This is a genomic window from Corallococcus sp. AB038B, assembly GCF_003668955.1.
Taxonomy (GTDB): domain Bacteria; phylum Myxococcota; class Myxococcia; order Myxococcales; family Myxococcaceae; genus Corallococcus; species Corallococcus exiguus.
The window spans coordinates 432676-453142 of sequence record NZ_RAWO01000003.1 but is presented as its reverse complement, the minus strand read 5'-3'; the positions used below and the strand labels follow the sequence as shown (position 1 = coordinate 453142).

General features: G+C 71.4%; 9 protein-coding genes. 4 read left to right on the top strand and 5 right to left on the bottom strand.

Annotated elements, in window-relative coordinates:
• Positions 1 to 662 (top strand): RICIN domain-containing protein (locus D7Y04_RS17995; RefSeq protein WP_199749687.1); only part of this gene is annotated, 662 nt, incomplete at its 5' end.
• 93 nt (positions 663 to 755) lie between these two features.
• Positions 756 to 2093: a hypothetical protein gene (locus D7Y04_RS17990; RefSeq protein ID WP_121760111.1), complete on the top strand. Its 1338-nt coding sequence runs from the start codon at positions 756 to 758 to the stop codon at positions 2091 to 2093.
• A gap of 6 nt (positions 2094 to 2099) precedes the next feature.
• Here D7Y04_RS17990 and D7Y04_RS17985 read toward each other — a convergent pair whose 3' ends face one another.
• The 5 genes from D7Y04_RS17985 to D7Y04_RS17965 form a co-directional block, all read right to left on the bottom strand.
• Positions 2100 to 12392: a non-ribosomal peptide synthetase gene (locus D7Y04_RS17985; RefSeq protein WP_121760110.1), complete on the bottom strand. Its 10293-nt coding sequence runs from the start codon at positions 12390 to 12392 to the stop codon at positions 2100 to 2102.
• 13 nt (positions 12393 to 12405) lie between these two features.
• Positions 12406 to 13644 (bottom strand): MFS transporter, encoded by a 1239-nt coding sequence (locus D7Y04_RS17980; RefSeq protein ID WP_120596941.1) that lies wholly within the window; start codon positions 13642 to 13644, stop codon positions 12406 to 12408.
• Positions 13645 to 13738: 94 nt separating this feature from the next.
• Positions 13739 to 14815: a HAMP domain-containing sensor histidine kinase gene (locus D7Y04_RS17975; RefSeq protein WP_121760109.1), complete on the bottom strand. Its 1077-nt coding sequence runs from the start codon at positions 14813 to 14815 to the stop codon at positions 13739 to 13741.
• Positions 14812 to 16278, bottom strand: coding sequence for an ATPase domain-containing protein (locus D7Y04_RS17970; protein WP_120596943.1), 1467 nt, complete (start codon positions 16276 to 16278; stop codon positions 14812 to 14814). The genes D7Y04_RS17975 and D7Y04_RS17970 overlap by 4 nt, the downstream gene beginning before the upstream one ends.
• A 227-nt stretch (positions 16279 to 16505) precedes the next feature.
• Positions 16506 to 17846 carry an MFS transporter gene (locus D7Y04_RS17965; protein ID WP_121760108.1) on the bottom strand — a complete coding sequence of 447 codons (1341 nt, stop codon included), beginning with the start codon at positions 17844 to 17846 and terminating at the stop codon, positions 16506 to 16508.
• Positions 17847 to 18030: 184 nt separating this feature from the next.
• Between D7Y04_RS17965 and D7Y04_RS17960 the strand changes: the two genes are divergently transcribed.
• A complete protein-coding gene (locus D7Y04_RS17960; protein WP_233601478.1) occupies positions 18031 to 19317 on the top strand; it encodes a serine/threonine-protein kinase in 1287 nt (428 codons plus the stop codon).
• A gap of 43 nt (positions 19318 to 19360) precedes the next feature.
• Positions 19361 to 20410: a PEGA domain-containing protein gene (locus D7Y04_RS17955; RefSeq protein WP_121760257.1), complete on the top strand. Its 1050-nt coding sequence runs from the start codon at positions 19361 to 19363 to the stop codon at positions 20408 to 20410.
• Positions 20411 to 20467 lie beyond the last annotated feature (57 nt).

Sequence of the window (20467 nt, the reverse complement as noted above, 5' to 3'; positions counted from 1 at the left end):
GCTTCGAGCAGATGGCAGCCAACGCGGGCACGCGCACGGCGTTCGTGAACACGGTGGTGAACTTCGTCAACGCGGCCGGGCTGGACGGCGTGGACATCGACTGGGAGTACCCGGACCCCGGCACGTCGGGGAACAACTACGCGGCGCTGATGCGCGAGCTGGGCACGGCCATGCACAGCCGGGGCAAGCTGCTCACGGCGGCGGTGGTGGCCAACGGCTATACGGGCGGCGGCACGGGGGCGTACCGGCTGGTGAACAAGGCCTCCGGCCGGTGCGTGGACATCAACGGCCCCAGCACGGCGGACGGCGCCACCATCCACCAGTGGGCCTGCCACACGGGCACCAGCCAGCAGTGGTCGATGGAGGCAACGGACAGCGGCTACTACCGCTTCGTGTCGCGCTACAGCGGCAAGGCGCTGGACGTGCGGGAAGTGAGCACGGCGGACGGCGCGGGGCTCCAGCAGTGGTCCTACGGCGGCGGGAGCAACCAGCAGTTCAAGCCGGTGGACCTGGGCAATGGCTATGTCCGGCTGGAGGCTCGCCACAGCGGCAAGGTGCTGGACGTGACGGGCTGCCAGCAGGGCAGCGGTGACGGTACGCTGCTCCAGCAGTGGACCTGGTCCAACAACGACTGCCAGCAGTTCAACCTGGAAGCGCTGTAGCCCTTCGCGCGAGGCGGGACCGGCGCCGTGCCGGCCCCGTCGTGCACCGGGGGGCCGTCCAGGAGCGGGGCGGATGGTATAGGGGCGCCAGCGATGACTGACTCATTCTCCCGGTGGGTACACCTGCTCCGTCGTCCCATCGACCTGGGATGGGAGCGCCTGCGCGCCTCGTATGCGACGGCGCTGGGGTTGTGCTTCGCGGTGCTGGTGCTGCGCTCGCACGCGCGGATCCTCCAGGCGCACCTGTGGGCGGAAGATGGCGCGGTGTTCCTGTCGGATGCGCTCGCGCACGGCCTTGGCGCCACGTTCAAGCCCTACGCGGGTTATCTGCACGTCGTTCCCCGGCTGGTGGCCTGGGGCCTGTCGCTCCTGCCCATCGAGGCGTTCGCGCTCGGGCTGGCGTTCGTCACCCTGGCCATCAACGCGGCCGTGTTCGCGCTCATCGCGCGGGAGCGCTACCGCTGGTTGGTGCCCCATGACGGCGTGCGGCTCCTCACCGCCGTGGCGTTCTGCTTCCTGCCGGGAACCTGGGAGGTGACGGGCAACCTCGCCAACCTCCACTCCGTCCTCTTCTATGGAGCCATGCTGGTGGCGCTCCAGGACCTGGACCGCCCGCTGGGATTGGCCGACGGGCTGGTGTTGCTCGCGGGGGCCTCGAGCGCGGGCGAGAGCGTGTTGCTCGCGCCGGTCTTCCTCTTGCGTGGCGTGATGCGGTGGCGCGACGGCCGGCCCGCGCGCGAGGTGCTCTGGGAGGGGTTGGCGGTGGCGGTGCTGACCGTGCCGGCGGGGGTGAACATGGTGCTCTTCCGTCAGTCGGGTATGCCTGCTTCGGACTTCGCCCACTGGCCGCTCTCCCGCATGGCCGAGCACCTCTGGCACACGTTCAACGTCCGCTACGTGCTGCACCCGGTGCTGGGCGACGGAGGGACGCTGTCCTACTTCCGCCGGCCGCTCGCGGTGCGAATCGCGGTGGCGTGCGGGTTCATCGCCGTGCTCGTCCTGGGCATTCGCCGGGTGCCCGCGCGTCCTCGCGTGTTGCTGCTGGCCGCCTGCGCGTGCGTCTTCCTGTTGATCCCTCTCACCTGGTACGTGCGCTCCGGATCCGCCGAGTACCCCACGTTCGGCGCGTTCCGGGACCCGGGCGTGGTGGAGGACCGCTACATGCTGTTCGCGCTCCCGGCGGGCGTCGTCCTCTGGGTGGCGGCGCTGGCGAGGTTCCGGTCCCTCTTCGGCGCGGGCCTGTGCGTCGCCGTGATGGTGCTGGCCCTTCCACGGTGGACCTTCGAGCCGTGGGGCCCCGAGCACGACTGGGCCCCGAGCGCCCGCCTCATCCGCGTGACCCGCGAGACACCGGGCGCGGAAGCTTCCGTGCCCATCAATCCCATCGGGTGGTCATTCCATGTCCGAAGTGCCTCGCGCTCGGAGCCGTGAGCGCTGTCAGGGCTCCTGGGCCTTCGCGAGCGCGTCGCGCAGCCTGGCGGCCAGCACCTGGAGATGGGGAGGCTTGAGGAAGGAGTAGTGGTCTCCGGGCACCGTGTGCACGTCCAGTCCGCCGGGTGCGTAGGCGGCCCAGCCGTGGTCCCAGCGGGAGGCTTCCGCTTCGAAGAGCGTGAAGGGGCCGCTGGCCGGCGGCGGTACGTAGACCCAGCCCGCGTTCAGGTGGACCTCGAAGGCGTGGCGCAGCTGGTGCAGCGACTGCTCCGCGGCGAACAGCGGCCGGCTCGCTTCTTCCAGGACCTCCATCCACTGGCTGGATGAGAGCCCTTCGTTCGGAGGCAGCGGCTGCCCCGAGGCACGCAGCAGGTCCTCCAGGAAGTTCGCGCTCAGCCGCGCCTTCGCGTTCATGTCGTCCGGGTTGCCGAAGTGCAGGCTCGCGGATGAGTCGAGCAGTGCGAGCAACGCCACCGTCTCTCCCTCGCGCCGCAGCTGGTGGGCCATCTCCCACGCGACGGTGCCTCCCAGGGACCAGCCGCCCAGCAGGTAGGGGCCGTGCGGTTGGACCTCGCGCACCGCACGCACGTACAGGGCCGCCATCTCCGGAATGGATTCGCAAGGAGGGGCCTCGCCGTCCAGGCCTCGGGCCTGGAGTCCGTAGAACGGCTGATCCGGTCCCAGCGATCGGGCCAGCTCCGCGTAGGGCACGACGCTGCCGCCCACGGCATGGACGCAGAAGAAGGGACGCACGCCCTTGCGGCCCTTCTGGAGCGCGACCCGAGGCGTCCAGGGCGCCGAGTCCCGGAGCACTCCCGCGAGGTGCTCCACGGTGGCGTTCTGGAAGAGCGCCGCCACCGGCAGCGTCCGGCCCAACCGGGCGTGGATGGCCGACTGCACACGCAGCGTCAGCAACGAGTGGCCACCCAGCTCGAAGAAGTTGTCGCGCACGCCGATGGGATGCACGCCCAGCACCTCCTCCCAGATGCGCACGAGCTGGAGCTCCAGCGGCGTGCGGGGACCCACCAGGGTTCGCGTGGGCTCGCGGCCTGCCTCCGGTGCGGGCAGCGCCTTGCGGTTCACCTTGCCCGAGGGCGTCAGCGGGAACCGCTCCATCGCGACCCAGCGCGCGGGCACCATGTATTCCGGCAGCCGTTGGCGCAGGAAGCTCCGCAGCGCTCCGGTGTCCAGGGACTTTCCTCCGGCGTCCACCACCCAGCCCACCAACTGCTTCTGGCCGCTTCCGTCATCCCTCGCGTCGACGACGCAGTCGCGCACCGACGGGTGCTGCGCCAGCGCTGCTTCAATCTCTCCCAGCTCGATGCGGAAGCCGCGCACCTTGAGCTGCGCGTCGCGCCGGCCCAGGTACTCCAACGTGCCGTCCGGAAGAAGCCGCGCCCAGTCGCCCGTGCGGTACAGCCGGCCTCCGGGCGTGGCACCGAGCGGATCCGGGATGAAGCGGTCGGCGGTGAGGCCGGGCTGGTTCAGGTAGCCGCGGCAGACCTGTACGCCGCCCACGAACACCTCGCCCGTGACGCCCCGGGGCACCGGCTGGAGGTTCGCGTCCAGCACGTGCACGGGCACGTTGATCAGGGGCCGGCCGATGGAAGGCAGTGCCGGCCAGGTGTCCGGATCTCCCTTCATCGACAGCGACGTCACCGCGTGGGCTTCGGACGGGCCGTAGTGGTTGTGGAGCACCGCGCCTGTGCGCTTCATGAAGCGGCGGATCGCCGGAGTCATGCGCAGCTGCTCGCCCGCGACCATGATCTCCCGGACGCGCGTGGGGAAGGTGCCCTCGCGCTCGGCCACCTCCGCCAGGTTCTGGAGCGCGACGAAGGGCATGAAGAACCGCTCGATGCCTGCGCCCTCCAACAGGGCCAGCAGTTGGCTGGCATCGCGGCGGACCTCGTCGGTGAGCAGCACCAGTTCACCGCCCGCGGCCCAGGTCGCGAACAGCTCCTGGAAGGACACGTCGAAGCTCAGCGCGGAGAACTGGAGCGTGCGCGCCCCGGGCGCAACCGAGTCCCCCAGCTGCCAGTGCAGCAGGTTCACCAGCGCCGCGTGGTGCATCGCGATGCCCTTGGGCGTCCCCGTGGAGCCGGAGGTGAAGATGACGTAGGCGAGCGCCTGCGCGTTGCCTCGGGAGTCGGGCCGCGTATCGGGTTCCCGGGCCAGGGCTTCAGTCCGCGTGTCGAGCTCCAGCACCCGCGCCGCGCTGGCCCCCAGGACATCGCGCAGCTCGTGCGTGGTGAGCAGCACTGCAGCGCCTGACGCCTGGAGCATCGCGGCGAGCCGCTCTGGCGGATAGGCCGGATCCAGGGGGACGTAGGCGCCTCCCGCCTTGAGCGTGCCCAGCACCGCCACGGGCAACTCCAGCGAGCGCCGCAGGTGGATGCCCACGCGGACGTCCGCCCCCACGCCCAGGCCGCGCAGGTGATGCGCGAGCTGGTTCGAGCGCCGCTCCAGCTCTCCGTAGGTGAGCGCCTCATCTCCGAAGCGCACCGCGATGGCTTCAGGCGTCCGCGAGGCGGTGGCCTCGAAGAACGCGTGGATGCCCGGCATGGCGGGAAAGGCGGCCGGCTGGAGCGCCCACGCCGCCAGCTGTCGCCGCTCCGCGTCCGCGAGCATGGGCAGCGTGCCCAGGGGCGCGTCCGGCGCCGCGAGCGCGCTTTCGAGCAGCCGCGTGTAGTGATCCGCGAACCGCGCCACCGTGGCCTCGTCGAAGAGGGAGGTGTTGTACTCCCAGAGGATGGACACGCCCTCCGGCGCTTCCCGCACGAAGAGGGTGAGGTCGAACTTCGCCATGCCGGGCTCGAAGGCCAGGGCGCTGACGTGGACGCCGGGCAGCTCCCAGGGCGCGCCTCCGTTCTGGAAGACGAACATGACCTGGAACAGCGGCGAGCGGCCCAGGTCCCGCGTGGGGACCAGCGCGTCCACGAGCTGCTCGAACGGCATGTCCTGGTGGGCATAGGCGCCCAGGCAGGCCTCTCGCACACGGCCCAGGAGCGCACGGAAGCTCTCCGCGCCAGTGGCATCCACGCGCAGGGCCAGGGTGTTGGTGAAGAAGCCGATGAGGTTCTCCACCTCGCGCTGGCCGCGCCCCGCGATGGGCGTGCCGATGACGAGGTCGTCCTGTCCGCTGTGCCGCGCGAGCAGCGCGTGGAATCCCGCGAGCAGCAACATGAAGGGCGTGACGCCCGCGTCGCGTGCCAGGGCCTGCACGGCGGCGGGAATCGAGGCGGGCAGGGGGCGCGAAAGCAGGAGGCCCTGGTAGGTCTGCACGGTCGGCCGCGGCCGGTCGGTGGGCAGCTCCAGCGTCGGCGGCGCGCCTTCCAGGTGCTGCTTCCACCACGCGCGCTGGGCCTCCAGGACCTCTCCCGCCATCACCTGGCGCTGCCACCCGGCGAAGTCCGGGTACTGCACGGACAGGGGCGGCAGGGTCAGCGGCTCGCCCTGGTGACGTGCCGTGTAGAGGGCCTTCAGCTCGCGCACCAGGATGTCGATGGACCAGAAGTCGCACACGATGTGGTGCATGACCAGCAGCAGCGCGTGCCGCTCCGGCGCCGTGCGCACCAGGGTGGCGCGCACCATCGGGCCGCGCTCCAGGTCGAAGGGCTTCTTCGCCTCCGCCTCCGCGCGCGAGCGCAGCAGCGCGTCCCCATCCAGGGACTCGAGCGCGAGCGTGAACGGCCGGTGCTCCACGACGTGTTGCACCGGATGGCCCTCGCCATCGCTGAACGTGGTCCTCAAGGCCTCATGCCGTTGGATGAGCGCATCCAGCGCGCCCTCCAGCGCCGGGACGTCCAGTGGACCGTCGAGGTGGAAGAAGAAGGGCACGTTGTATGCGCTTCCGTGGGGATCCAACCGCGCGAGGAACCACAGGCGCTGCTGCGCGAAGGACAAGGGCCTCGGCTTGTCTCGCGACCCCGCGACGATGGGCGGCACCGGCGGACCGTGGCCCCCCTTCTGGAGCGCCTCCAGCCGCTCCGCGAACCGGGACACCGTCGGGGACTCCAGCAGCAGGCGCAGGGGCACGTCCCGCTGGAGCACGTCCCGCAGCCGCGACACCACCCGCGTGGCGAGCAGCGAGTGTCCGCCCAGCTCGAAGAAGTGGTCATGCGCTCCCACGCGGGGCACGCCCAGCAGCGGCGCCCACAGCTCCGCCACCAGCGTCTCCCAACCCTCGCGCGGCGCCACGTAGGCGTCCGGGCCCGTCTGTGTTTCCGGCGCGGGCAGGGCCTTGCGGTCCACCTTCCCTGACGGGGTCAGCGGCATCCGCTCCAACTTCACGAACGCGGAGGGAACCATGTGCGCCGGCAGCTGCGCGGCCAGGTGGGCACGCAGGTCGCCCGCGTCCACGCGCGCGCCGGTGACGTAGGCCACGAGCCGCTTGTCACCGGGAGTGTCTTCGCGCACGACGACGCTCGCGTCCTCCACGCCCGGCGAGGCCTTGAGCGCGGTTTCAATTTCGCCTGGCTCGATGCGGAACCCGCGCACCTTCACCTGCGAGTCGGTCCGGCCCAGGAAGTCGAGGACGCCCTCCGGCCGCCACCGCACCCGGTCTCCCGTGCGGTACAGCCGCGCGCCCGGCGTCGTGCTGAACGGATGCGGAACGAAGCGCTCCGCGGTCTGCGCGGGCTGGTGCATGTAGCCCCACGCGAGGCCGTCGCCGCCCAGGTACAGCTCGCCCGCCACGCCCACCGGCACCGGGGCGCCCAGCGCGTCCAGCACATAGGCCTGCGTATGGGTGATGGGCCGGCCGATGGGCACGGGGCGTCCGTCGTCCGCCGTGCCCTCCAGCGAATGAACGGTGGAGAAGGTCGTGTTCTCCGTGGGGCCATAGGCGTTGATGACGTCCCGACCCGCCTCGCGCACTTGTCGCGCCGCCAGCGGGGACATGGCCTCGCCGCCCGACATCACCTGCCGCACGCGCGCGAGCGCCTGGGGCTGGAACATCGCCATCTGGTTGAAGAGGGCCGTGGTGATGAACAGCGTGGTGATGCCCTGCTGCTCCAGCACCCGTGCCAGCTCCTCCAGCGAGGGCTGCTGCGCCGGGAAGACCACGAGCTTCGCGCCGTGCAGGAGCGCGCCCCACAGCTCCAGCGTCGACGCGTCGAAGGAGATGGGCGCCAGTTGGAGGAGGACCTCGTCCGGGCCAAAGCGCGCGTACGTCGTCCCCTTCACCAGCCGCACCACGCCCCGGTGCGGGATGCACACGCCCTTGGGCCGGCCGGTGCTGCCGGACGTGTACATGACGTACGCCAGCGCGTCCGCGGAGACGGTGATGCGCGGCGCTCGCGTGGACTCATTCGCGAAGGCGTCCCACGACGGCTCCAGCAGCACCACGCGCGCCTCCAGCGCCGCGAGCTTCTCCTCCTGGCCGGGCTGGGCCAGCAGCACCGGCAGGCGCGTGTCCCGGGCCATGAAGAGCAGGCGCTCGGTGGGATAGGCCGGATCCAACGGGACGTAGGCGCCGCCCGCCTTGAGGATGGCCAGCGTGGCCACGACCATCTCCAGCGACCGGCCGGTGCACAGGCCCACCGGCGTGCCCACGTCCACGCCCAACGCGCGCAGGTGATGCGCCAGCTGGTTCGCACGTGCGTCCAGCTCCGCGTACGTCAGCTGGCGGCCCTCGAACTCCACCGCGATGGCCTGGGGCCTCTCCCGTGCCTGCTCCTCGAAGAGCGAGGTGATCGAAGCCTCGCGCGGAGGGTCAGCGTGGGTGTCGTTCCAGGTGAACAGCAGCCGCTGGCGCTCCTCGTCGGTGAGCAGCGGGAGCCGTGCCACGGGCTCTTCCATCCGAGCGACGGCGGCCGCGAGCAGGCGCGTGTAGTGCTCCGCCATGCGCGCGACGGTCGCTTCCTCGAAGAGGGCGGTGTTGTACTCCCAGACGAAGTCCAGGCCTTCGGCGGACGGCTGGGCGAAGAGGGTGAGGTCGAACTTCGCCATCCCCGTCTCGACATCCATCGTCGCCACGGACACATCCGGCAGGGCGCGTGCGGCGGGGCCTCCGGCGTTCTGGAGCACGAACATCACCTGGAACAGCGGCGCGCGGCTGGGGTCGCGTTCGGACTGGAGCGAGCGCACCAGCTGCTCGAAGGGCATGTCCTGGTGGGCGAAGGCCTCCAGCGTGAGGTCGCGGACTCGGCCCACCAGGTCGCGGAAGCTCGCGTCCCTGGGCGCGGTGATGCGCAGCGGCACCGTGTTGATGAAGAAGCCGACCAGCCCCTCCAACTCCTGGCGCTCGCGGCCGGCGAGGGGCGCGCCGATGACGACGTCATGCTGGCCGCTGTAGCGGGCAAGCAGGGCGTGGAAGCCCGCCAGCAGCAGCATGAAGGGGGTGGCGCCCTCTTGCTGCGCCAGCGCCTCCAGGGCTCGCGACAGCGCGGGCGACGCCTTCTGGGACAGGTGCGCGCCCTCGAAGGTCTGCACCGCCGGGCGCGGCCGGTCCGTGGGCAGGTCGAGGAAGGCCGGTGCGTCCTGGAGCCGGGCCTTCCACCACCCGAGTCGCGCCTCCACTCCCGCGCCCGCCCACGTCTGCCGCTGCCAGCGCGCGAAGTCCGCGGGCTGGAGGGACAGGGGCGGAAGCTCCGCCGCGCCGCCGCCGGTGGCCTCGCGGTAGAGCGCCGTCAGCTCGCGCTCCAACACACCCAGCGACCAGCCGTCGCAGATGATGTGGTGGAACGTGACGAGCAGAGCGTGCTCCCCGTCCCGCACGTGCACCAGCGTTGCGCGCACGAGCGGCCCTCGGGCCAGGTCGAAGGGAAGGCGCACCTCCGCCTCCGCGCGCCGTGACAGCTCCTCCTCCGAGGACACGCGCTCGCGCATCAGCGGCACGTGCAGCACCGGGGCGATGCGCTGCACCGGCTGGCCCTGGTGTTCCTCGAAGGTGGTGCGCAGCGCCTCGTGACGACGCACGAGCGCCTGGAGGCACTGCTCCAGCGCGCCGTCATCCAGCGGCCCGCTCCAGCGCGTGAACCAGGGCAGGTTGTACGAGAAGCCGTCCGGATCCATCCGGGTGAGGAACCACAGGCGCGCCTGGGCCGAGGACAGCGGCGGAACCTCGTCGCGCGGGCTCGGCACGAGCGGCGGCGCTTCTCCGTCCACCGTCGGCCTCAGCGAGGCCAGGTGGGCGGCCAGTTCCTCCACGGTGGGGTTTTCGAACAGGACGCGCACCGGCAGCTCCACCTGGAGCCGGTCGCGCAGCCGCGCGGTGACCTGGGTCGCCAGGAGGGAGTGGCCGCCCCGTTCGAAGAAGTGGTCGTGCGCGCCCACGCGCGGCAGGCGCAGGAGCGCGGCGAAGACTCCCGCGACCTCTGTCTCCAGGGGCGTGCGCGGGGCCACGAAGGCCTGGGCCGAGTCCGCGTCGTCGTCCGGAGCGGGCAGGGCGCGCCGGTCCAGCTTGCCGCTGGGGGTGAGGGGGAACGCGTCCAGCAACACGAAGGCCGCGGGCACCATGTACTCCGGCAGCCGGTCGCGGAGCACCGCCTTGAGCCCGCTCGCGTCCACGTCCGCTCCGGGCTGCGTCACCACGTAGGCCACCAGGTGCTTGCCCCGCGCCGCGTCCTCCCGCGCGATGACCGCGACGTCCTTCACGCCCGGCAGCTTCGCCACCGCCGCCTCCACCTCCGGGAGCTCGATGCGATAGCCGCGGATCTTCACCTGGGCGTCGCGCCGGCCCAGGAACTCCATCACGCCGTCCGGCAGGTACCGCGCGAAGTCACCGGCGCGGTACATCCGCGCGCCCGGATGCGGGCTCAGCGGATCCGGCAGGAAGCGCTCCGCCGTGAGGTCCGGCCGATGCAGGTAGCCGCGCGCGAGCCCCGCGCCGCCGATGTACAGCTCGCCGGCAACGCCCACGGGCACCGGCTCCCACCGGGCATCCAGCAGGTACGTGCGCGCGTTGGTGATGGTGCGGCCAATGGGCGGCAGGTCCGGCCAGGTGTCCGGGTTGCCCTTCAGCACGTGGGCCGTGGCCGCGTGCGTCTCCGTGGGGCCGTAGTGGTTGTCCAGCACGCACCCGTCCAGCGCGTGGAGCAGCCGCCGCAGCGCGGGCGTCATCCGGAGCTGTTCGCCCGCGGTGTTGATCTCCTTGAGCGACGTGGGCAGCAGGCCGTCCGAGTCCGCCACCTCCGCCAGGTGCTGCAAGGCGACGAACGGCAGGAAGATGCGCTCCACGCCCTGGTCGCGCATCAACGTGAGCAGGGCCCGGCCGTCGCGCCGCGTGTCCTCCGAGACGAGCACCAGCTCCCCGCCCGCGGCGAACGTGGGCAGCATCTCCTGGAAGCACACGTCGAAGCTCAGCGCGGAGAACTGGAGCGTGCGGCCCCGGGGCGCGGCGGAGCGGCGCACCTGCCACTGGATGAGGTTGAAGAGCGGGCGGTGCGGCATCGCCACGCCCTTGGGCACGCCCGTGGAGCCCGACGTGAAGATGACGTAGGCGAGCGTGTCCGGTCCGCCCACGGGCGTGGGCACGGTGTCCGGCGTGGAGAGACCGTCCTCCAGGAACAGCCGCTCCGCGCCGCCCTCAGGCAGCCCCGACGCCAGGGAGCGCCGCGTGACGAGCACCTTCGCGCGCGACGTCTCCAACATCAGCGCCAGCCGCTCCGGCGGATAGGCCGGATCCAACGGGCAGTAGGCCGCGCCCGACTTGAGGATGCCCAGCACGCCCACCGCCAACTCCAGCGAGCGGTCCACGCACAGCCCCACCGCCGTGTCTGGCGTCACGCCGCGCTGGCGCAGCGCATGGGCGACGCGGTTGGCCCGCCGGTCCAGCTCCGCGTACGTGAGGCTCGCCTCCCCGAAGCGCACCGCGATTGCGTCCGGATTCCGGCGCACGCTGGCCTCGAAGAGGGCGTGCACGCCGGGATGCAACGGCACGTCCGCGCCGGTGTCGTTCCAATCCCTCACCGCGCGTTCCCGCTCGCGCGCGGTCAGCAGCGGCAGCAGGGACACGGGGGACTCCGGCTTCGCGACGGCGCCCTCCAGCAGGCGCGCGTAGTGCGCGGCCATGCGCGCCACCGTGGCCTCGTCGAAGAGGTCCGCGTTGTATTCCCAGCGCGCCTCCAGGCCGCTGGGGTCGTCGTAGAGGAAGAGGGTGATGTCGAAGCGCGCTACGCCGGGCTCGAAGTCCAGCTCCGTCACGGTGAGGCCGGGCCACTTGAGCGCGGCCCACGGCGAGTTCACGTGCACGAACATCGCCTGGAACAGCGGGGACCGGCTGGGGTCGCGCTGCGGCACGAGCAGGTCCACCAGCTGCTCGAAGGGCATGTCCGGATGCGCGTACGCGCCCAGGCACACCTCGCGCACTCGGCCGAGCAGCGCGAGGAACGTCGGGTCGCCGGACGTGTCCAGTCGCAGTGCCAGCGTGTTGGCGAAGAAGCCGATGAGCCGCTCCACCTCCCGCCGCCCGCGCCCCGCCACGGGCGTGCCCACCACCAGATCCTCCTGGCCGCTGTAGCGCGACAGCAGCACCTGGAACGCCGCCAGCAGCGCCATGTACGGCGTGACGGCCGCCTTGCGGCTCAGCTCGCGGATGCCCGTGGCCAGGGCCTGAGGCATGGGCAGGCGGTACACCGCGCCCCGGGACGTCTGACGCGGCGGCCGAGGCCGGTCCGTGGGCAGCTCCAGCGCGGGAGGCGCGCCCGAAAGCCGCTCCTTCCACCACGCACGCTCGGCCTCCAGGACGTCACCGGCGAGCGTCTGCCGCTGCCAGTGCGCGAAGTCCGCGTACTGCGCCGGCAGCTCCGGCAGTCGGGGCGGCTCGTTCCGGGTGGCGGCGGCATAGAGCGCGCTCAGCTCGTTCGCCATCCACCCCAGCGACACCGCGTCGCAGACGATGTGGTGCGTGACGAAGAGCAGCGCGTGCTCCTCCGGTGACAGCCGCACCAGCGTGGTCCGCACCAGCGGCCCGCGCGCCAGGTCGAACGGCGTGCGCGCCTCTTCTTCCGCGTGCTCGCGCAGGGCCTGCTCCCGGCCGCTCAGGTCCTCCCGGCGGAGCGTCAGCGTCAGCGAAGGGGCGATGCGCTGCACCGGCTGGCCGTCCACGGCGGCGAACGTGGTGCGCAGCGCTTCGTGCCGGTCCACGACGCCCTGGAGGGCCCGCTCCAGCGCGCCCGCGTCCAGCGCGCCCGTCAGCCGCACGAAGAAGTAGACGTTGTACGTGGCGCTCGTGCCCTCCATCTGCGCCAGGAACCACAGGCGCTGCTGCATGAAGGACAGTGGCAGGGCCTCCGTCCTGGGGATGAGGGGCAGCGGGACACGCTTCTTGCCCGGGGCAACCGGCGAGGAGGTCGTCATGGTGAAGGCCCTGTCAGGTCTCGTAGGCAGCGAAGCCGCGCGAGCGCAGCGTGCGCAGCAGGACGGTGAAGAGGAGGAACCCGAACGCCGCGCCCCCCATGACGGGCCGGACGCCCAGCCGGTCCGCGAGCGCGCCCTGCGACCACACGCCCACCGTGAAGCCGACGAAGAGCAGCATGGAGTTGAGGCTGGCGATGCGCGCCTGCAGCTCGCCGGACACGCGCGCCTGGCACATCGTGGCCAGCCCCGTAAGCGTCAGCATGTACAGCGCCCCCAGCGCCAGCACCGCCACCGTCGCCATGCCTAGCGACGGGGACAGCCAGTACGCCGCCGCCGCCGGACCGATGAGCAGCAGGCTCACTTCCAGGAGCCGCCCCCGTCCCATCCAGTCCGCCAGCGTGCCCGCGCTCAGCGCCGCCAGGAACGCCCCCGCGCCCTGCGCCGTCACCAGCATCGACGTGGCGCCCGCGTCCTGGCCGAACACCCGGATGGCCATGACGGGCGCCAGCGCCGTGAACGGGGCGATGCACACGGCGATGGCCAGCGTCCCGCCCATGGCCATGAGCAGCGCCTCGTCCGCCCGCGCCACCTGGAAGCCTCGAGCGATGCCCGCCCACAGCCCTTCGGTCGAAGCCGGCCTCGCGGCGGCCGGCGCCCCTCGCACGCCCAGGAGCGACAGCATCACCGCGCCGAAGGAGAACGTGTTGAGCAGCAGCACCCAGCCGATGTCCGTGTGCGCGATGAGCAGCGCCGCCAGCGCCGGGCCGCAGATGCGCCCCAGGTTGGCCTGGGCCGAGTTGAGGCTCAGCGCGCTGTGCAGGTCCTCCTTCGGCACCGAGACGGCGATGAGCGCGGAGAACGCGGGCATGAACAGCGTCACCGCGCAGCCGTTGAGGAACGAGATGACCGCCACCCAGCGCACCGTCAGCCCGCCGGTGAAGGCCAGCGCCGCCAGCGTCCCCGCGAGCACCATCTGCACCAGCGCCCCAATCCCCACCGCGCGGCGCCGGTCGAACCGGTCCCCCAGCGCGCCTCCCAACGGCGACAAGAGGATGGACGGCAGCCACGTCAGCGCCGCCACTCCGCCCGTCCACTCCGCCCGGCCCGTGACCTTCGTCACGTACACGCCCAGCGCCAGCACCTCCATCCACGTGCCGATGTTGGACAGCGCCGCGCCGCCCCACAGGAAGGCGAAGTCACGGTGCTTCAACGCGCGCAGCGAGGACAGGCGGGACGAAGGAGGCGTGGACACACTCGCTTTCTAATTCACCGAGAGCGCCGGGTGTTCGCGGACTTCCAATCTGGTGGGTTTGAATGGAGTTCCGGCGGAAACGTGCAGTACTGCTTCAGTTCAGCCGGGGCAGGCGCAAGGTGAAGGTGGAGCCTTCACCCAGGGTGGAGCGGGCGGAGAGCGAGCCGCCGTGCAGCTTCGCGAGGGCCGCGGCGATGAAGAGGCCCAGGCCGTGGCCGCGTCCGCGGTCCTCGTCCGCGCGCTGGAAGCGGTCGAAGACGTGGGGCAGGGCGTTGGCGGGAATGCCCACGCCCCAGTCGCGCACGTGGACGAGGACGAGGCCGGGGTTGAGCGTCACGCCCAGCTCGACGTGGCGCGACGTGCCGCTGTACTTCACCGCGTTGGACACCAGGTTGTTGAGCACCTGGCGCAGCCGCTCCGCGTCCATCATCAGTGGCTCCACCGGCTCCTGGGCGTGCAGGGAGAAGTCCATCTCCGGTTGCAGGTCGCGCCACTCCTGGACGAGCTCCTGGAGGAAGAGCGTCAGGTCCGTGGGTGCCAGCTTCAGCTCCAGCTTCCCGTCCGCCAGCCGGGAGGCGTCCAGGATGGACGTCACCAGCCCGTTCATCCGGTCCAACTGGCGCAGGACGGCCTCCGCGGAGCGGCGCTCGTCGTCGATGCCGCGCTTCAGCACCTTGCGCAGCAGCAGCTGCGTGTTGAGCCGCGCGGAGCTGAGCGGCGTCTTCAGCTCGTGCGCCACCCAGTTGAGCATCTCCTCGCGAGCCAGGCTCAGCGCGTTGGAGGGCTCGCGCGCGGTGGGAGCCGCTTCGGAGTGGGTTGCCGCGCGGTGCTGGAGGGCGCTGCTCACCGCCTGCTCGAAGGTGGACAGGTCCACCGGCTTCGCGAGGAAGGTCTGGGCGGCTTCACGCCCCTGCGGACGCGCCGCGCTCAAGAGCAGGAAGGGCACGTCCGACAGGGTGGGCTCGGAGCGCATGGCGTGCAGCAGCTGCATGCCCGTCCTGCGCGGCATCATGTGGTCGCTGACCACCAGGTCCGGCGTCTCCGTGCGCGCCATCAGCAGTGCCTCCTCGCCGTTGTGCGCGCGAATCACGCGGTGGCCCAGGTCCTCTACCACCTCGGAGAAGACCTCCAGGAGCGCCTCTTCATCCTCCGCGATGAGGACCAGGCTCATTCACCCACTCCTCCAATGGTGGTGCCCAGCGGCCGGGCCTGTCCGGTGAGCAGGCCCATGGCGGAGCGCAGCGGGGCGAGCACCTTCACGCCCGTGTCCCGGATCTGGAACTCGCGCAGGTCCGCGGTGTATTCGCTGTCCCGCATCTTGAGCACGGACAGCAGGCGGTGCATCTGGCCGTGCAGCTCCACGTAGCGCAGGAGCAGCACGTTCTCCCCCAGGCTGGCGACGGGCGCGTCGTTGAAGTCCAGCTCCGTGCCGACGATCTTCGACACCTCACGGGTGACCAGGGTGGTGACCCCCCGCATGCGCAGCCGCATCGCGAGCGACGCCAGGAAGGTGCGCCGCCGGGCGGGGTCCAGGATGGACAGCTCCAGCTCCGTGAGCCCGTCCAGCACCAGCCGCCGGACGCCGAGCGCGTCCACCTGCTCCAGCAGGTCCCGGACGAGCTCGTCCGCCTCCAACTCCATGGGCGGCAGATGGCGCAGCGTCAGCTGGCCATCGTCCAGGAGGGGGGCCACGTCCAGCCCCACGCGCAGGGCGCGGGCCCGGAGCATGGCCGGAGCATCGAAGAAGGAGACGAAGAGCGCCTTCTGGCCCTGGCGCGCGCCCGCCGCGGCGAAGTGCATGGCCACCAGCGTCTTGCCAATGCCCATGCTCCCCGCGAGCATCGTGGTGCTGAGCTCCGGAAGCCCTCCGTGCATCAGCGCGTCCATCTCCGGCAGGCCGAAGCCCAGGCGCTTGAGCGTGGGCGGCTCGTCCCGGACCTCCATGGGAACGGCCTCCAGGCGCGGGATGAACTCCACGCCGCTCTCGCGCATGAGCATGGTGTGCTCGCCGGACAGGTGGGGTCGGCCTCGCAGCTTCACCACCTCTATCCGGCGCACCCGGCGGGAGCCTTGGGGCTGGACGGACAGTGCCACGATGCCGTCCACCGTGGTGGCCTCCGGCAGCGCCATCAGCCGTTCCAATGGATACTCCGTGGTGAACAGGCCAATGCAGTTGCTGGCGGCCAGGCCGATGCCCAGCTCGTAGAGGAACTCGCGCAGCCGCGCTTCGTCCTGCCAGAGGTCTCGGATGGAGCGCAGCCCGTCGATGAAGAGCATCGCCGCGCCGCGCTCGCGCACCGTCTGCAGCAGCAGTTCCCGGGCCTCCTTCGCACCCCGCTTGAGCGCAGAGTAGGCGCTGATGATGAAGAACCTCTCGCCCAGCAGCTCCGGCTTGAAGAAGGAGAAGCCGGCCAGGGCCTCCATCAGCTTGTCGTGGGGCTCCGAGGTGACGGTGGCCACCACCACGGGAACGCCGCGCGCCGCGGCCTCGAAGGCCACCTGGCTGCACAGCACCGTCTTCCCCGAACCGGGTGTGCCGGTGACGATGAAGGACTGACGAGCGGGGATGCCTCCACCCAGGATGACGTCGAAGCTGGGTATGCCGCTCTGGAAGAGAGGAGTCTTGATGGGCATGCCGGGTTCCGTCGGAGAGGGTCAATGCGCGGAGCGTCCGTCTTCCGGAAGCACGCGCCGGGACAAGGTGCGCACGGGAGGGGAACAGGGCATGTCCAAAGCCCCCTCCGCTGTCCCCTCCGAATAGCCGACGCGCCCCGGATGGGGTTGGCTTCGTGAACCCGCGCGTTTCATGTGTCGGCTACACGTCAACACCTCGGGCCGCCAGGTGGGCGGACGGCCGGGCGTCAGCGCGACGGTGCGGGCTGCTCGCCCGGAGCGCTGGAGCGAGCGGTGAAACCCCGGAACAGCAGGAGAGACACCACAAGCCCCACCGCGCACACCGAGGAGACGTAGTGCGCGGGCGCAAGCGCGCTCTGTTTCAGGGCCAACGTCACGGCAAGCGGTGTGAGGCCGCCGAACAGCGCGTACGCCACGTTGTAGGAGAACGACAGGCCGGAGAAGCGCACCGCCGGAGGGAAGGCCTGCACCATCACCGCGGGCACCACGCCGGCCACGCCCACGCAGAAGCCCACGCCCGCGTAGAGCGGCACCAGGTGCTCCGGCGCGGCCGCCACGCCCCGGTAGAACAGCTGCGCGGCGACGAGCAGCATCCCCGAGCCGATGGCCATGGCCCGCGTGGGCCCCAGCCGGTCCGCGAGCAGCCCGTAGCAGATGCACCCCACCGTGAGCGTGAGCGTGGCCACGCTGTTGGCCGCCAGCGCCTTCGCGGGCGGGATGCCGTGCAGCTGCTGCATCAGCGTGGGCGTCATCAGGATGACCACCACGATGCCCGCGGTGAGCACCCAGGTGAACAGCATGGAGACGACCACGGCGGGCGCGTGGCCCCGGAGCGCGGCCTTGAGCGGCAGCTCGCGCACGAGCGCCTTCTTCTGGCGCATCTCCTCGAAGACGGGCGTCTCCTGGAGCCAGCGGCGCAGGAACACGGCGAAGAAGCCGAACACGCCGCCCACCACGAAGGGCACGCGCCAGCCGTACGCCAGCACCTGCTCCGGCGTGAAGACGGTGTTGACCGCGGTGGCCACCAGCGAGCCCAACAGGATGCCCAGCGTGAGCCCGGAGGTGAGCGTCCCGCACGCCAGGCCCACGCGGCGCTCCGGCACGTGCTCGGAGACGAACACCCACGCGCCCGGCACCTCGCCGCCCACCGCAGCCCCCTGCAACAGCCGCAGCGTGAGCAGGAGCAGCGGCGCCGCGTACCCGGCCGTGGCGAACGTGGGCAACAGGCCCATGCACAGCGTGGGCACCGACATCAGGAAGACGCTCAACGTGAACATCCGCTTGCGCCCGGTCCGGTCCCCGAAGTGCGCCATCACGATGCCGCCCAACGGCCGCGCCAGGTAGCCCGCCGCGAACAGCCCGAACGTCTGCAGCTGCCGCAGCCAGTCCGCCGTCTCCGGAGGGAAGAACAGCTTCCCCATCACCGCCGTGAAGAACACGAAGATGATGAAGTCATAGAACTCCAGCGCGCCCCCCAGCGCCGCCAGCCCCAGGGTGCGGATGTCCCGGGCGGACAGCGGACGGGGAGCGGCCAGCGGGGACGGGGCGTCGGAGGGGGAGGTCGCCATGCGCGGAGGACCGGGAGGATATGCCGGGACACCCGCCCGTCGCCCATCCGTTACGTTGTAAAGGTGTATTCACCGCAAAACCTGTTGACACGGTGTCCTAAACTTGTGGGGAGGTCTCGGCATAGGTATCTTCCCGGAATTGCGAGTTCCGTCCTGGGAGTACAATTTGGACAGGGTTGATACCGTGACGCCGTCGCCGGCCGCACCCGGGGTGGACATCCTCTTCGGGAAGTACCGAATGGTGCAGCGGCTCGCCACGGGCGGGATGGCGCACCTGTTCCTGGCGACGATTGACGGGCCGGACGGCTTCTCCAAGGCGTGCGTCATCAAGCGCATCCTGCCGGAGTACGCGAACCTGGAGCCCTTCGCGCGGATGTTCGCGGACGAGGCGAAGGTGGCGGCGCTGCTCACGCACCCGAACATCGTGCAGGTGTTCGACTTCGGGAAGATCGACGGTCAGTACTACCTGGCGATGGAGTGGATCCAGGGCCAGTCGTTGGATCGCATCATGCGGCACGCGGCGGCGGCGAACATCCCGCTGGGGCCCCGGGTGACGGTGGACGTGGGCCTGGCCATGTCGGACGCGCTCACGTACGCGCACGCGAAGACGCTGTCGGACGGGACGCCGCTGAAGCTGGTGCACCGGGACATCACGCCGGGCAACGTGCTGGTGTCGCGCGACGGCATCGTGAAGCTGGCGGACTTCGGCATCGTGAAGAGCTCCGTGAACCTGGAGCGCACGGTGGCCGGGGTGGTGAAGGGCAAGTACGCGTACATGTCCCCGGAGCAGATCACCAACCGGGAGTTGGATCACCGCTCGGACCTGTATTCGCTGGGCATCGTGCTCTACGAAGCGTCCACCGGGCGCCGGCTGTTCAAGCGCGACTCGATGGAGGCCACCATCATGGCCGCGTCGGCGGGAGACGTGCCGCCGCCGTCGCATGTGGCTCCCGGCTTCTCTCCGGACCTGGAGCGCATCCTGCTCAAGTGCCTGGCGAAGGACCCCGCGCAGCGCTACCAGACGGCGCGCGAGCTGCACGACGACCTGGAGCGCTACCGCACGGCGCAGCACTGGACGTCCGGCGGCCGGGAGCTGGCGGCGCTGATGGCCACGCTCTTTCCGCCGGATGCCACGGGCCGCGTGTCCACGGCGCTGGCGGTGCCGGGGTCCCTGGTGGGCTCGTCGCCGGGAGTGTCCGCGGATGCTTCGGGCATGGGCTCCACGCGCATGCCCAGCGGCATCTCCGGCCCGTCGCCCTTCGCGCCGCTGGAGCACGCGGTGGACATTCGCGAGCCCAGCGCGCTGGTGCCCACGGGCATGCTGCCCCGGAGCACGGGGACGGGCTCCACCACGGGTGTCATCCCTCCGCCGGAGCAGATGGCCGCGGACGGGGCGTTCCCCTGGGGGCTGGCCGCGGCGGCGGGTGTCGCGCTGGCGGGCAGCGCGGTGTTCTGGCTGTTCATCGCGTGAAGGGCGGGCGCACCGTGTCGTCGTGGGAAGTGGGACTTTGAACGTGAAGAATCAGAAGACCTGGGTCGCCGTCATCCTGCTGGGCACCGTGGCCGTGAACGCCGGGGCGTACCTGGTGGTCCGCTCGCGCAAGGCCGCGCAGCCCGAGCCCGCCGCCACGCGGCTTCCCGCGCCCACGCCCGCCGTGGCCCTCCCTCAGTCCGTGGCGTCCGTGTCCCCGCCCAAGGAGGACTCGCACGCGGGGCTCGTGCGGGCGCTGCGCGCATCGGGCCTGGCCGCGCTGGAGGACCGCGACTACGAGCGCGCGGTCGCGCAGTTCACGGAGGCGCTCAAGCTGCGCCCGGATGAGGGGGACAGCGACCTGACGCGGCTGTTGGGCATCGCCACCGACCTGCGCTCGCGCGAGCAGACGCGGACCGCGCCCACGCCGCGTGAGCCGGCGCCCAACCGCACGCCGTCCCGCACGCGCCCCGGGAAGCGTGGCTCCCGCGAGCAGCCGGTCGCCCAGGCCGCTCCGCAGGAAGATGCGAAGGGCGGGCTCCTGCTGGTGACGTCCACGCCGCCGGGGCTGGTGGTGATGGTGGATGGCAGGGCGGTGGACCTGACACCGGCGCGGCTGCCGGTGTCCGCGGGCGCGCACCGCGTGGTGCTCGCGCAGGGCGACCGCCGCCTGTACGAGGAGACGGTGGAGGTGGACGCGGACTCGGTGCGCTCGCTCAACCGCGACCTCTCCGCGGAACTGACGCCGCCCACGCCGAAGCCGACCGTGGCCCAGGTGGCGGCCGTGGTCCCGGCCTCGCCCCCGGCCGCGGGTGGTCCTGCTGCGTCCCCGCGCGACCCGGAGCCCACGAAGCCGCCGGAGCCTTCCGTGGCGAAGGCCGCCGTGGCGCAGCGGGGCGACCTGGAGGTGACGTCGCCGGGGCTCTACGGCGAGGTGTGGATCAACGGCCGGCCGTATGGCTTTCCGCCCATCTCCGCGCAGGCCCTGCCTTCGGGCCCCGCGAAGGTGGAGGTCCGCGTCAACGGCGAGGTGAAGCGGCGCATGACCGTGGAGGTCGAGCCGGGCCGCAGCACCCGCGTGCGCGTGAAGTGAAACAGGCGTACGCCCGCATTCGACGCAGTGCGCGTAATCCCAGAACTTTCGGACGTC